Source organism: Vibrio sp. Scap24 (assembly GCF_013394185.1).
GTDB classification, from domain to species: Bacteria; Pseudomonadota; Gammaproteobacteria; order Enterobacterales; family Vibrionaceae; genus Vibrio; species Vibrio pomeroyi.
Map to the genome: position 1 here is coordinate 833,756 of NZ_CP041333.1, position 13,986 is coordinate 847,741.

Here is a 13,986-nt window from a genome sequence, read left to right on the forward strand (position 1 = left end):
ACTCTTTGTAATGGCGTTCAAAAACATCCTGTCTATTATTCAGAGTAAGTGCACACCTAAAATCCATAGTAGGTGAAATATGAACGCATTTATTCAAGGGCTTCCAAAAGTAGAGCTGCATTTACACATTGAAGGCTCACTTGAACCCGAGTTACTTTTCCAACTGGCTCAACGCAACGGCATTGACCTGCCTTATTCATCCCCAGAGCAGTTAAGGTGCGCGTACGAATTTGATGACTTGCAGTCGTTTCTCGATATTTATTATCAAGGTGCTGATGCGCTGCGCACTGAACAAGACTTCAATGACCTAACATGGGCGTACTTAGAACGCTGTAAAGCTGATAATGTCATTCACACCGAAATCTTCTTTGATCCTCAGACACATACCGATCGTGGTATTGCATTCGACACGGTCATTAACGGCATTCATCGGGCGCTTGAACAAGGGCAAAAAGAACTGGGTATTACCTCGCAGATTATTTCCTGTTTCTTGCGTCACCTGTCTGAAGAGAGCGCGATTCAAACGTTCGCCGATGTGTTAAAGCATCAAGATAAAATCATTGGCGTTGGACTCGATTCTTCAGAGCTAGGGCACCCACCAGAGAAGTTTAAACGCGTATTCCAACAAGCCAAACAAGCGGGCTTTCTGACTGTGGCCCATGCTGGGGAAGAAGGACCAGCTCAAAATATCGTCGATGCGATTGAGATGCTCAGCGTAAGTCGTGTCGATCATGGTGTGCAGTGTATGACTGATGACGCCTTGATCGCCGAATTGATTGAGACGAAAATGCCGCTGACCGTGTGTCCATTATCTAACATCAAATTGCGAGTGTTTGATGTCATGGAAGACCACAACATTGTCGAACTGTTGAGAAAGGGCGTTGCTGTGACCATTAACTCTGATGATCCGGCTTACTTTGGTGGTTACATGTCGGATAACTTCAACGCAGTGAGCCAAGCTCATGAGATGACGCCGCAAGAGTTGGCGCAGTTTACTTTGAATGCCATCGAAGCGAGCTTTATTGAAGAGTCATTGAAGCAGCAATATCGAGATGTCGTTCAAGCGTATCTTGAACAAGTCAGTGATCTGTAATCTATCCCTCACAAAAAATAGAAACGACCAGCCATTGCTGGTCGTTTTTTGTTTCGCCTGCGCACGATTCGCAAACTAAGTAAATGACTTAAGCTACTAAGATATAAGATTTTATTTAAACAAAAACCTCTTACCTCCGAGAGGATGAACTACATTTAAAGGAGATCTCTAAAGATCTGGGAATACAACGTTAACCTTGTACAGCGATTGTCGGAGGAGGATTAAACCGTTGCTAGAACCAACAATCAGTGAACAAATACAGTGGCCGTGTGAATTGCCACAAGAATTGATCGATAGCTTAGTTGAGGTTGCCGTTTTCAAAACGGGTATCCACAGCCTTGAGATCACGCAAAAGTTTCAAAACTTGCCGGGCGTTTTTTATATTCTCAGCGGTTCTGCAGGCATCTGCTTTTCGACCGAGAACATGAAGAGCCTTTCTGGTGGAGTCATCGGAAAGGGCGATTGGATGGGGGCCTTAACGATTCACGCTGAGTACAACCTATTTGCCGTTGCAGAAGAGGTTGAGCCCATCTCTATGATACTTTTCCCAGCCGATAAGGTATTAGAACTGGCTGAGGAGCAATGTATGGTCTTTAAATGGCTGCTTCATTGCGGAACCCGAGCCCAATCTATTTGGATGCAGGCTTATCTCTCATCGATTCACGAGAAAGAACAGAAAACGATTTATGTGCTCTTAGAGCTCGCCGCTCGTCAAACGAACATAACGGGTGCAACTGTGAGTATTAATGTGTCACAGACTCAATTGAGCACGATTACCGGAATCTCAAGGTCGAGGTTAAATGAAGTACTGAAGGGTATTGAACAAGCAGGTTTGGTGACCATTCAAAGAGGCAAGGTCTTCATTTCGGATATCGAAGGACTTTATGAACGTATTTCGCCAATGAACTTGATGATGCGAAACCCCGTCGAAGATATAAAGCCATAGTCGTCTAACCCATCTCAGCTATCTCAATCATTTTTCAAGTAATCCCTGCTTTGATGATTGAGAACAACACATGTACAACTTTATGGGTAAACTGCAGTGTTGTGTTCCTTTTGGAACATACATGAATCCACTATCTCTATAACTTCCACTCTGTATTTATAAATTTAGATTTAAATGGGGTAAGTTGTTATGAAAATGGCCGTTTTGGAATACAAGGTATGTGGGATAGGCGACTGGATTAAAACCAGAGTATCAAGCCGTTGTGCACATTTACTGGCTGCTGAATATGGCTTATTAGGCTGGCCAACAAAAATTGATGGGGAAGCGTTCTCCGTTGAGTTGGTTTAGCGCGAACACTTATTCATTGAAACGGATACAAAAAAGCTGGCACATTGTGGCCAGCTTTTTTCGTTTGAACGAGCGATAAATCGCTCTACTTGTTCACGTATTCTTTGAATTTCTGCTTGGTTTCAGCGTCAGCTTTCTCGTACCAGAAATAAAGCATTTCTTCTGCAGTGTTTGATGCATTAGCGTCGATTTTTGCTGGTAGCGTTACTGGTTGAACAACGGCCGCTGTAGCGCCTGCTGCTGTACCCATTGCTAGAGCTGCAATGCCACCTTTCTTGTTGTACTCTTTGGCTTCTTGAGGGTATTTACGACCAATCTGCATACCATCTTTTACTAGCTTGTCCTGTTTAACGCTGATTGCATTTTGGTCTTCATCAACCAATTTCCAATCAAGGTTCTCAAAACCTTTCTTCGCTTCAGCGGTATTGCGGTATTTCGGCATATCGAACGTTAATGCGGCGTCTGTTGCGCTAAAAGTAGCAATGATTGCGTCGCTATCCACGAATTCACGGTCGTTACCTTTGTCAAAAGCCAGTTGATATTGGAATACGATCTGGTTCTGACCGTCTGGAACGGTTAGCGTTTTATGAGAAGAGAAAAGACTACCGTCAAGATCTGGCTTAGCTTCATTTACCGCTAAGACATCTACGCTAGAAGGAACTTCAATTGTCACGTCAGCTAACACGTGTGGTGCTGCGATAATTGTGGAAAGCAGCGCGATGGATTGTAATGTTTTCATAATCATACAGTTATTTTAGTGAGATATTTTTACAGTCTCATGCAGAACGAAGTATTTCAAGTTACCTTGTCTCGATTTGGCAAAATTCACCGAAACTTAACGTAAGGCTAAATCTTGCACGTTGAAGTTGTGCTTTTTTCGATGAAATAGAGCAAATTTTCTTCAGGCAACGCCTTTGTTTTTTGATTTGCCGACTTATTTTAAGTGAGTCTATGAGCGGTGTTGTCGGGTTTATCTGTGTGTCCTTTGATATTTCGCTGAACTGAGACAAAACCAACCAAGGTTATCTCTTCAAAAGTTGGAGAAATGGACTCCGCGACCCAATATGACGTGCCATCTTTACGGTATTGCAGTATTTCAGATTCGAATCGATCTCGTCGATTCAGTGCCTCTGACTTCTGTCTGATTTTAACGATGTCGGAAGCTTTGCCTTGTTGAATCTCAGTCAAATTCTTTTTAAGTACATTTTCGAGAGTAAATCCAGAACTGTGGGTAAAAGCAGGATTGACCCATTTAATTCGTCCTTGGTCATCAGTGACAATAATGGCGTCTTTAGAGTCCTCTAATGACTTACTTAACATCTCCCTTGGGACACCATCTGAATCGACGTCCTCCAATGAGTCGGGCGCTTGTAGGTTGATATAGATAGGAATGAACGCTGACACCCAGATGGCGTAAATGGTGATGACGCGATTCAACACGACAAACCAAGTTTCGCTGCCCGTTTGGGATAAGTAGTAGCCGAGTAGGGTGAGTATGGTGCAGACGATCGCCCACATAATGGCTGAAAACGGCTCTCGTGTTGTCGATGCAAGCAAGACAATCGTAACGTAAGGCACGGCCATCGCAATGCCTAACGGGACATGATAATCGACCGAGAAAATGATGGTCGCGCCAAGGGCTAAGAACAGATGCGGACCAGTGTTGGGTAAATTCCATTGCCATTTCATCCGATACCTCACTTAGCCGGTTTTGCGTTGCTGATTGAGTTTATTGATTAACCGGGTTGCTTGGTGGCTGTTGACCATTAATCGGTTGATCAACTGTTGAAGCAATTCGGCTTCTGGCATGACGTGATGTTCCGTGATCTGCTCGGCTGAAGTCGCAAGCTCAAGCACTTCTGTCATTTCAAACCTTGAAGCGATTGCTCTAACTGCTTTCAGAGTTCTGCACAGATCATCTGTTCGGGCGCTAGAGAAGAGTTCAATCAACTCATCGATCTCATTTTCGAGCTCATCAACCAGTGACGTTAAGCATTCGAGTTTCTCGTCCATCTCTAACTTGTCGTTTGTGAGTAACTTACTGCGTGAAATCTCTTCTTCTGTGAGTGGTAGTTTGACCTTAGGGTGACGCGTTAACATGGTGATGTTGCTGTCATCCTTATCTGAGAGTTCATGTGTGTTAGCCAATCTATGTCGGTTAACCTCAAACTGATGATGAAACTCATTGATGGCGTTTTGTAAGCTGTTTTTCTGCAATGGCTTGGTGAGTACGAAATCAGCCCCTGAGACGATGAATTCATCGTGCGCTTCTTTGAATACATCGGCGGTACACGCAAAAATGACCGTGGTGAGTTTAAGTTCGTTTCGGATTTTTTGAATGGCTTCAATACCGCTCATGTTAGGCATGTGGTTATCCATTATGATCAAATCATATTGGTTTGACGCCAGTTTATCTAAGGCCTGTAAACCGTCGTAGGCGTTCTCTACCGTCAAGTTGATAGATTCACAGAACTTCCTAATCACCATTGCATTTATCTTGTTGTCTTCCACCAGTAACACTGAGAAGTCATCAAGCGTTTCATTCACTTTGGTTGGTGTTTGGTCGACGACTTTTTCTTCAAGTTCGTGCATTTCTAACGGCAAGGAGATAGTGAATTGTGTGCCTACATTCAGTTGGCTGAACACTGAAATGGTGCCGCCCATCAGCTCAACTAACTGCTTCACAATCGATAATCCCAGTCCAGTACCACCAAACTTACGTGTTGTGGAAAGTTCGGCTTGCTCAAAGGCCGTAAATATATGGTCGACCTTGTCTTCAGCGATGCCGATACCAGTATCCGTGACCAAAATGTTCACACTTGGTGGAGTGGTTGGCGCTATCAAGAATTCAACTTCTACCTTGCCTGATTCTGTAAATTTGACCGCGTTACCTGCCAAGTTAAATAGAATTTGGCGTGTACGTGCAGGATCGCCAATCAACTGAATATTGGTTGGGATATTGTCTTTTATAGTAAAGGTGAGGCCTTTATCAGTCGCGAGTGGCGTTAAGGTTTTGTCGAGGTGTGTAACTACGTCTGTTACCGAGAACGGGCTGTATTCGAGTTCCATTTTCCCTTGTTCAACCTTAGAGAAGTCGAGAATGTCATTCAATATGGTGACGAGGTGTTGCCCTGAGTCGATGATGATCTGTGCTTGTTTACGAGTATCGGCGCTTTGAGAATCTTCCTTAATGATTTGTGCGATACCTAACACGCCATTCATCGGGGTTCGTAATTCGTGGCTCATGGTCGCGAGGAATAGAGACTTAGCTTCACTCGCTTTTTCTGCTTTGTCTGCCGCCTCTTGATAGGAGAGGTTGTTTCGTTTTAGTTCAAACACACGCAGGATAAAGGGGGCGAATGAAAAGGCAACGGTTAGGAGCGCTAACGTGATGATAAGTTTAACTATGATGCCCTTTAACAGGTCTTGAACATCGGTAAATTGATGTTCGATCTGTTCGAGGTACTCCATGCTATGCACGGAAAGGATCTGTGACAACAGTTGGCTTTGTTGTTGATTCAGTTCGGTAAACGTTTGAGACAAGTTCACTAAATCTGAATTGGTGTCTTGATACTGAATCTGGGTACCAGAAAACAGTACAATGGCAAGAAGCTCACTTTGAATGTTGATGTTTGAAGCGGAGTTAGCTTCAGTATTCTCTGGGCTATTTGTTGAATCTGTCAGCTGTAGAGTGAGGGATTGCAGAATGAACTGACGAGCAACACTTAGCCCAACAAGGTTGTCTAATGTATCAACATTCGACATTGAAGCACTGTGGAAACGTTCAAGTAATTGCGTTGTTTGTAAGTCCTGAAAGAAAGCAGAGTGAATGTTTTTCCCTTGATAGCTATTTCTGAGTTCCTGTAGTTCTTTTTCAAGCGTGACCAAGTTTGCCGACATCTTATACGGGTTAGAAATGCCTGCGAGAGCCGCATTGGTTATTTGGTCGCGCATTTCTAGCACTTCATGCCCAAGCTCCCGAACCGATTCCCCATATTCTGTGACCTTCTCATGCTCTGAGTAGGTCAACATAATGAAACTGATCAAGCCGATAAACAGCGAGATAAACAGTAGAAAGATGAGCCTGACTTTATTCATTTTCAAACTCCACTAACATTTGAGGGCGGTTACCGGTGAGGGTTTCTAGGAAGACTTTAATGTCGCTGATGGTCTGTTCTTCAAAGGTTTTTCCAAGTTGGCTTTCTCCCATTATCTTAATCGCTTCTTCTAGCGTGGCGGTTTGACCATCGTGGAAATAGGGAGCTGTTATCGCGACGTTTCTTAAGCTCGCCACACGAAATAGATGCTTGTCTTGAGGCTGAGCAGTAAACATGAAGCGTCCTTGGTCTTCACTTCGTTCTGAACCTGTTTTCGATAATCCAAAATAACCAAATCGCATGACCATGCCGCCCCCAATATTGGTGCCTTGGTGACAACGAATACAGCCTTCTTCTTGGAACGTTTCCCAACCTCGTTTTGCTGCATCTGAAAGCGCTGAATGGTCGCCTCGTAAATATTGGTCAAAAAGGGAATGAGGCGTTGTTAAACCGCGCATGAATTCGATGAGTGCTGCCTTGATCGTGGCTGTGTTAATGGGCGTTGCTTGGTCTTCAAACATGTTGATATAAGCCTCTGAACGCGAGACATAGTCAGTAATGTGTTGCCAGTTAGAATCCATCTCGTCGACGTTGTGCACTGGGCCATCGATTTGATCTGAAAGGTTATTTACTCGGCCATCCCAAAAAAATCGATAGTTAAACACAGCGTTAAATACGGTGAGCGAATTACGCATTCCCGCTCCATTTACCCCAATCGATACCGGAATCACTTCTGCGCCGTTGGTTTGCAAGCTGTGGCAACTCTCGCAGCTGACACTTCGATTGGATGATAAATTAGGGTCTTTAAATAACGCCCAGCCTATTTTGGCAAGTTCATTGTCGATATCGGTTGAATTCGGAATGGGGAAAATTTGTTGGTCTGAAAATGCCGCCTGTTTAGGGTCTTGTGTACCAGAATGTGAAGTGTCCGCTGAAGCGTGAGAGTCGTCGTGATCGCTTTGATGAGAGTGACTTTCTTTGTGCTCGAATGAAGTGTGCATGTTTGACGAGGATGCTTCATAAACCAGTATGGCGATTGAAACGCAAATGACAGTTATGCTTATTCCAGCCAAATGAGAAGTTTTCATAGCGTTAGTTCCATCTAAATTTGATAATAATGGCAACTCAGAATCCGTCTGAAATCACCCTCATTTGCCTTGAGAATGATAGGTGTATCACTATAAATCTAGTTTCATAAGTTCGATGTTGCAAGATGAGGTGTCGGCATACCCGCAGGTTGGTGTCGGCATAGCCGGAAGCTGGTGGCCTTTGCGTTTAAGAGTTTTGGATGAATAGATAGACGCTTGGGTTTGATAGAGTAGGCTAGATATTGAAGAGTGTAAGTGAAATAGACAGCTATCAGATACAGAAAAGCCGCGGTCACTGCATTCAGTCACCACGGCTTCGGTATTACATGTTTAGTCTAGAGTGGCTTATTTAGCTTGCGCTGCTGCCGCTTCTAGTTGCTTAAGTTTACCTTGAAGCATGTAAGCATTCTGGTTGAAGTTACCAGGGTTCAACACTTGGCTTTGTTGCATAGGGTAGTCAGGTAACGTGTTCATGAACTCTTGTACTTTGCCGCCTACCGGTACGAATAGCCACATGTTGTCTGCCATCCAACGTAGGTACATGCCAGATTCGTGTGGTGCTTTTTCGAATGGGTCAGCACGTAGGTGAACGACTTGAGGCCAGTTTGGTTGGAAACGAACCGCATCAACGATGTTACCGTCCATTACAGCGAATGAAATCTTGAAGTCGTTCCAACGTACTGCGTTTAGCTCAGCGTTAGCAGAGAAGTAAAGCATGCTGTCACGAGGGCCTTTCTCTTCTTTACCTTCGAAGAAAGGTAGGAAGTTGTAACCATCTAGGTGTACACGCCAGTTTTTACCGTTGTAAGTCGCACCTTTATCAGAAGCAAGCTTCTCAACCACTTTATCATCACCAGCTGCTGCTAGTAGAGTCGGAATCCAGTCTTGGTGACTCATGATGTCGTTGATCTTAGTTCCCGGCTTGATTGTACCAGGCCAGCGAACTAGCTGAGGAACACGCATACCACCTTCGTAAGTTGTACCTTTCTCACCGTGGAAGTAAGTTGCGCCACCATCAGGCCAAGATACTGTCTCTGCACCGTTATCGGTAGAGTAGATTACGATCGTATTGTCTGCGATTTTAAGCTCATCAAGTTTGTCTAGAAGGATACCTACTTGGTCATCGTGCTCTAACATACCGTCAGCGTAGATGCTGATACCTGATGCGCCTTGGTATTTCTCTTGTAGACGAGTCCACACGTGCATACGTGTTGTGTTGTGCCAGATGAAGAATGGTTTGTCAGCTTTCACTGCTTTTTCCATGAAGGCTAGAGATTCTTCTAGGAACTCTTCATCCGCGTGCTCCATACGCTTACGCGTCATAGGGCCTGTATCTTCAATCTTACCGTCAGCCGTTGACTTGATTACACCGCGAGGGCCGAAGTTCTTACGGAACTCAGGGTCTTTAGGGTAGTAGTATGTCTCTGGCTCTTCTTCTGCATTCAGGTGGTATAGGTTACCGAAGAACTGGTCAAAACCGTGGTTCGTTGGAAGGTGTTTATCTTGGTCACCCATGTGGTTCTTACCGAACTGAGCAGTCATGTAGCCCTGTTCTTTAAGAAGGTCAGCGATAGTTGGAGCCCAATCTGGGATACCGTGATCAGAGCCTGGCATACCGATAGTTAATAGACCTGTACGGAAAGGTTCTTGACCCGTAAGGAATGCAGCACGACCAGCAGTACACGATTGCTGACCGTAGTGGTCAGTAAATAGTGCGCCTTCGTTAGCAATACGGTCGATGTTAGGTGTTTCATAACCCATCATACCGTTGTTGTATGCACTGATGTTGAATACACCAATGTCATCACCCCAGATAGCAAGAATGTTTGGTTTTTCTGCTGCTGTTGCCGCTGAAGAAGCTGCTAATAAGCCAACACCTAATGCTAGTTTATTAATTTTAGTACCCATAAGGACTCCGATTCACTTTAAAGATTAATGCGTTAGAGCAACACATCGTTGGGCAAACATTAATCTCTAAAATCGGTCGTGTCTTTTTATAGTGGTTATAACTAATTGTTATGGGGTTATCATAACCTTTTGATTTTTAGGGTTTTGGTCTGTTTTGTTCGATTTACCCTCTAACGTCATGTGTGATCCTTATCATGTTTATATACGTAATTTCTATCGTGCAGTTGTGCGTGTCGCCGTTCAGAAAAATGACAAATAGATTAATAGTTTAGCGAATCTCGCGATCGTTCAAAAAATGGACTATACGTTGTAGGGCAGGATGCAAATAACTAACGAAGAGGTTTCTATGACAGCGAAATATGGCGTCAAACGTCGATTAGCGATTTTGGGTACTGCGATGATGGCGGCTTCAACCACCACATTCGCGGCAGAAAAACCGAATATTCTCGTCATTTGGGGTGACGACATTGGTCAATCTAATGTCAGTGCGTACACCTTTGGTTTAATGGGGTATCAAACTCCGAACATTGATAGCATCGCCAAAGAAGGCATGATGTTTACCGATTACTACGCAGAGCAATCTTGTACCGCAGGTCGCTCTACGTTCATTACAGGTCAAAGTGTACTGAGAACAGGCTTAAGTAAAGTAGGCTTGCCGGGTGCAGATATTGGCCTTCAAGCAGAAGATGCTACCATTGCTGAACTGCTTAAACCTATGGGTTACATGACAGGTCAATTTGGTAAAAACCACCTTGGCGATAAAGATGAATTCCTTCCAACAGCGCACGGGTTTGACGAATTTTTTGGCAACCTTTATCACCTAAATGCTGAAGAAGAACCAGAAAATGAAGATTACCCAACCGACCCAGAGTTTCGTAAGAAGTTTGGCCCGCGTGGTGTTATCAAATCATTTGCTGACGGCAAGATTGAAGATACGGGCCCATTAACACGTAAGCGTATGGAAACGGTCGATGAAGAAACGCTCGATGCCGCACTTGATTTCATGGATCGCGCAGTGAAAGCCGACAAGCCATTCTTCGTTTGGTGGAACGCAACACGTATGCACTTCAGAACGCACGTTAAAGCGGACAGTAAGGGTGTGACAGGCGTTGGTAACTACGCTGATGGTATGGTGGAGCACGATCGCCACGTTGGACAGTTACTGAAACAAGTCGACGAGTTGGGTATTAAAGACAACACGATTGTTTTCTACTCAACGGATAATGGTCCACACATGAACTCTTGGCCTGATGCGGGTACAACACCGTTCCGTGGTGAGAAAAACACCAACTGGGAAGGCGCATACCGTGTACCAGCAATGGTTCGTTGGCCAGGTAAGATTGAACCGGGCAGCGTTTCTAACGAAATTATGCACCACATGGACTGGATGCCAACCTTCGTTGCAGCCGCTGGTGATGATCAGATCAAAGAGAAACTGCTGAAAGGTCATACTGCGGGTGATAAAACGTTTAAGGTTCACCTAGATGGTTATAACTTCCTTCCTTACCTAACCGGCGAAGAAGAGAAAGGTCGTCGTCATGAGGTCTTCTACTTTACCGATGATGGTGATTTAGCGGCGCTTCGTTACAACCAATGGAAAGCGGTGTTCATGGAACAGCGTGCAACGGGTACCATGCAGATTTGGTCAGAACCGTTCGTGACGTTACGTCTTCCTAAGCTGTTTAACCTACGTATGGACCCATACGAAAATGCAGATATCACATCGAACACATACTACGACTGGTTGCTAGACCATGCTTATATGTTTGTTCCTGCTCAAGCGTATGTTGGCAAATTCCTAGAAACATTTGCTGAATACCCACCACGCCAAAAAGCAGCAAGCTTTAGCTTGGATCAGGTTATGGAAAAACTTCAAGAGAACCATAACAAGTAAGACTTGGTTTATTGAAACTGACAGTTTTATGAAACTGCTAACATGAAAGAGCTCTCAGGAGCTCTTTTTTTATGCGCATATCGATGAGTAAATACCAGTCGTGAATATGAGTCACAACTATCAAGCTCACTGCCACTAAATAATTGTAAATTCATTGTTTTTACGTCTACCTTATTAAGCATAAGGATGTATAAAAACAAGGAATGTTATGTCTGCATGGTTGTGCTTGCTAGTGAACGGATTGAAACACCAGCGAGTTGCAGTATTATCCGCAATGTTGTCTTTACCTATGTTGTCGCTGCTCGCTTTCAATGCGCATGCCAATGAACAGGCTTTATCCGTTGGATCGGAAGCTTCGCATGCCAACTCTCAAGCGACGTATGTCGGATCTGAAGCTTGTATCGACTGTCACAGCGCAGAAGTGGAAGCGTGGCAAGGTTCTCATCATGATATGGCGATGAAGCACGCCGACGATGAATCTGTGTTGGGCGACTTCGACGATCAAACTGTGACTCATAAAGGAAAGCCCAACCGTTTTTTTCGTAAGGGTGATGAGTTCTGGGTCAACATCGAAGGGCCAGACGGCCAATTCAAAGATTATAAAATCAGCTATACCTTTGCCTTTGAACCTCTTCAACAATACATGGTTGAGTTTGAAGACGGGCGCGTACAGTTGATTCCTTTCGCTTGGGATTCTCGCACTGAGGATGAAGGCGGACAACGCTGGTTTCACCTCTATCCAGATACCACCAACACCGATGAGTTCTACTGGACTAACAGTGGCCAGAACTGGAACTTCATGTGTGCAGACTGCCACTCAACGAACCTAGAAAAGAACTACGACAGCGCAAACAATACTTATAACACCACTTGGTCTGAGATTAATGTTGGCTGTGAAGCCTGTCATGGGCCTGCAAGCGAGCACGTTGAGCAGGCCAAGCTAGCAAATAACAAGCAAGCTGCAGCCAACGGTGGAAAAGATGCCCATGTCTCGGCGCATTATGGCTTTGACCGTGATTTGTCGAAGTCAGTGAAAGAGTGGATCTATCAAGAGGGCAACTCAACTCTTCAACCCAAAGACATCATTCATACCAACCAAGTTCAAACCTGTGCTCAGTGCCACAGTCGACGTACTCAGTTAAATGAAACAGGCGACCACGTTAATGGGTCATTCTTTGATAAGTATCGTCTGAGCCTGATTACCCCTGAGCTTTACCATAATGATGGTCAAATCTACGATGAAGATTACGTTTACGGCTCTTTTTTGCAATCTGTGATGGCAGAGAAAGGCGTCACTTGTACTAACTGTCACGATCCCCATACTGCAGAACTGAAAATTGCCGAAGAAGCCGTGTGTAGCCAGTGTCACATTGCTTCTGAATACACACCTGAAAAGCACACATTCCATGAAGCCAATACTGAAGCTTCACAATGTACCACCTGCCACATGCCAGAAACGACGTACATGGAAGTCGATCCAAGGCGTGACCACAGTTGGCACATTCCACGTCCGGATATCAGCCAACACATTAAAACACCGAACGTCTGTACCAGCTGTCATGAAGACCAAACCGATCAGTGGGCCGATCAGCAAATCGGTCAATGGTTCCCAGATTCTAAGTATCGTAACCAACAACACTTTGCTGTCGCCTTTTATGCTGATTCAATAGGGCACAGAGGTGCAGAGGATGCGTTGGCGTATTCTGCTCAGGATTCAAGCTTAAGCAATATAATCCGAGCATCAAGCTTAGAACGTTTGGGTGGTAATACGGGTAAGAACACACTTATCTCATTGGCGAGAGCTGTGAAACACGAAGATGAGATGATTCGGTTGGGTGTCGTGCAGGGCTCGTCCGGCTTTCCGTTTACTGATCGTTGGCAGATTCTAGAGCCACTATTGAAAGACCCTGTATTGTCAATTCGTTCAGAAACCGCAGGCGTGCTTGTGCGTTATTGGGGGGAGATGAATCCGCTGCAGAAAGATCAAATCAAGCCTGTATTGGAAGAGTACATAGAGATACAACAATTTAATGCTGACAGAGGGTTTGGTCGTACTAACTTAGGTAACGTATACCGAGATTTAGGTCAGCACCAAAAAGCGATTGAGTTTTACCAAGGTGCTATCGAGATAGAACCTTATTTCGAGAACAGTTATGCCAACTTGGCTGACTTGTATCGCGCACTTGGCGACGAGCCAAAAGCATTAGCGACATTGAAGCAAGGCATTCAAGCTCAGCCGAAATCGAGTGTATTGCCATACAGCGCAGGGTTATCCATGCTGCGAGCGAAAGATTACAAGCAAGCAACCGACTACCTGAAACAAGCCGCTGAAACGGCGCAAACTGACCCACAATATTGGTATGTGTACGGCTTGGCTTTAGAGAAGTCTGATGTTCTTGCCGCGAGTAAGTCATTGAACAAGGCTTACCAATTCAGCCGCAATCCACAACACCTGTATGCACAGTGTGAAATATTAGCGCGAAATTACCAACAACCCGGTGTACCGAAAGCGTTCGAACACTGTGTTTCATCATTGAGTAAGGTAGCGCCGCCGGAGGCGATTAACCAATTGAAAGCAATTAGTCAGTAGAAAGCTGGGCTGAAATAAAGCA

Annotated in this window: 10 protein-coding genes; 5 read left to right on the top strand and 5 right to left on the bottom strand. The window is 44.6% G+C overall.

What is annotated here, in order from left to right; translation table 11 throughout:
• The first annotated feature begins 79 nt into the window (after nt 1–79).
• The 3 genes from FLM53_RS19310 to FLM53_RS19320 all read left to right on the top strand — a co-directional run bounded on the left by FLM53_RS19310 (nt 80) and on the right by FLM53_RS19320 (nt 2,387).
• On the top strand, nt 80–1,093 hold the full coding sequence (locus FLM53_RS19310) for an adenosine deaminase (RefSeq protein ID WP_176679799.1): 1,014 nt from the start codon (nt 80–82) through the stop codon (nt 1,091–1,093).
• A 229-nt stretch (nt 1,094–1,322) separates the two neighbouring features.
• Nucleotides 1,323–2,039 (top strand): Crp/Fnr family transcriptional regulator, encoded by a 717-nt coding sequence (locus FLM53_RS19315; RefSeq protein WP_176679798.1) that lies wholly within the window; start codon nt 1,323–1,325, stop codon nt 2,037–2,039.
• 189 nt (nt 2,040–2,228) lie between these two features.
• Nucleotides 2,229–2,387: a hypothetical protein gene (locus tag FLM53_RS19320; RefSeq protein ID WP_176679797.1), complete on the top strand. Its 159-nt coding sequence runs from the start codon at nt 2,229–2,231 to the stop codon at nt 2,385–2,387.
• A gap of 85 nt (nt 2,388–2,472) precedes the next feature.
• On the opposite strand, the gene FLM53_RS19325 is transcribed toward FLM53_RS19320, so the two are convergent.
• The 5 genes from FLM53_RS19325 to FLM53_RS19345 all read right to left on the bottom strand — a co-directional run bounded on the left by FLM53_RS19325 (nt 2,473) and on the right by FLM53_RS19345 (nt 9,480).
• The gene (locus FLM53_RS19325; protein ID WP_176679796.1) at nt 2,473–3,126 is read right to left on the bottom strand and encodes a DUF2057 family protein; all 654 of its coding nucleotides are present in this window, start codon (nt 3,124–3,126) and stop codon (nt 2,473–2,475) included.
• Between the two features lie 200 nt (nt 3,127–3,326).
• Nucleotides 3,327–4,076 carry a PAS domain S-box protein gene (locus tag FLM53_RS19330; protein WP_176679795.1) on the bottom strand — a complete coding sequence of 250 codons (750 nt, stop codon included), beginning with the start codon at nt 4,074–4,076 and terminating at the stop codon, nt 3,327–3,329.
• Nucleotides 4,077–4,088: 12 nt separating this feature from the next.
• Nucleotides 4,089–6,485, bottom strand: a complete 2,397-nt coding sequence (locus FLM53_RS19335) for an ATP-binding protein (RefSeq protein WP_176679794.1) — start codon at nt 6,483–6,485, stop codon at nt 4,089–4,091.
• Nucleotides 6,478–7,572 carry a cytochrome-c peroxidase gene (locus FLM53_RS19340; protein WP_176679793.1) on the bottom strand — a complete coding sequence of 365 codons (1,095 nt, stop codon included), beginning with the start codon at nt 7,570–7,572 and terminating at the stop codon, nt 6,478–6,480. The genes FLM53_RS19335 and FLM53_RS19340 overlap by 8 nt, the downstream gene beginning before the upstream one ends.
• 345 nt (nt 7,573–7,917) lie before the next feature.
• Nucleotides 7,918–9,480, bottom strand: coding sequence for an arylsulfatase (locus FLM53_RS19345; protein WP_048663462.1), 1,563 nt, complete (start codon nt 9,478–9,480; stop codon nt 7,918–7,920).
• A gap of 346 nt (nt 9,481–9,826) precedes the next feature.
• Between FLM53_RS19345 and FLM53_RS19350 the strand changes: the two genes are divergently transcribed.
• The gene (locus tag FLM53_RS19350) at nt 9,827–11,374 is read left to right on the top strand and encodes an arylsulfatase (protein WP_048660294.1); all 1,548 of its coding nucleotides are present in this window, start codon (nt 9,827–9,829) and stop codon (nt 11,372–11,374) included.
• Between the two features lie 208 nt (nt 11,375–11,582).
• A complete protein-coding gene (locus tag FLM53_RS19355; RefSeq protein WP_176679792.1) occupies nt 11,583–13,964 on the top strand; it encodes a tetratricopeptide repeat protein in 2,382 nt (793 codons plus the stop codon).
• Nucleotides 13,965–13,986 lie beyond the last annotated feature (22 nt).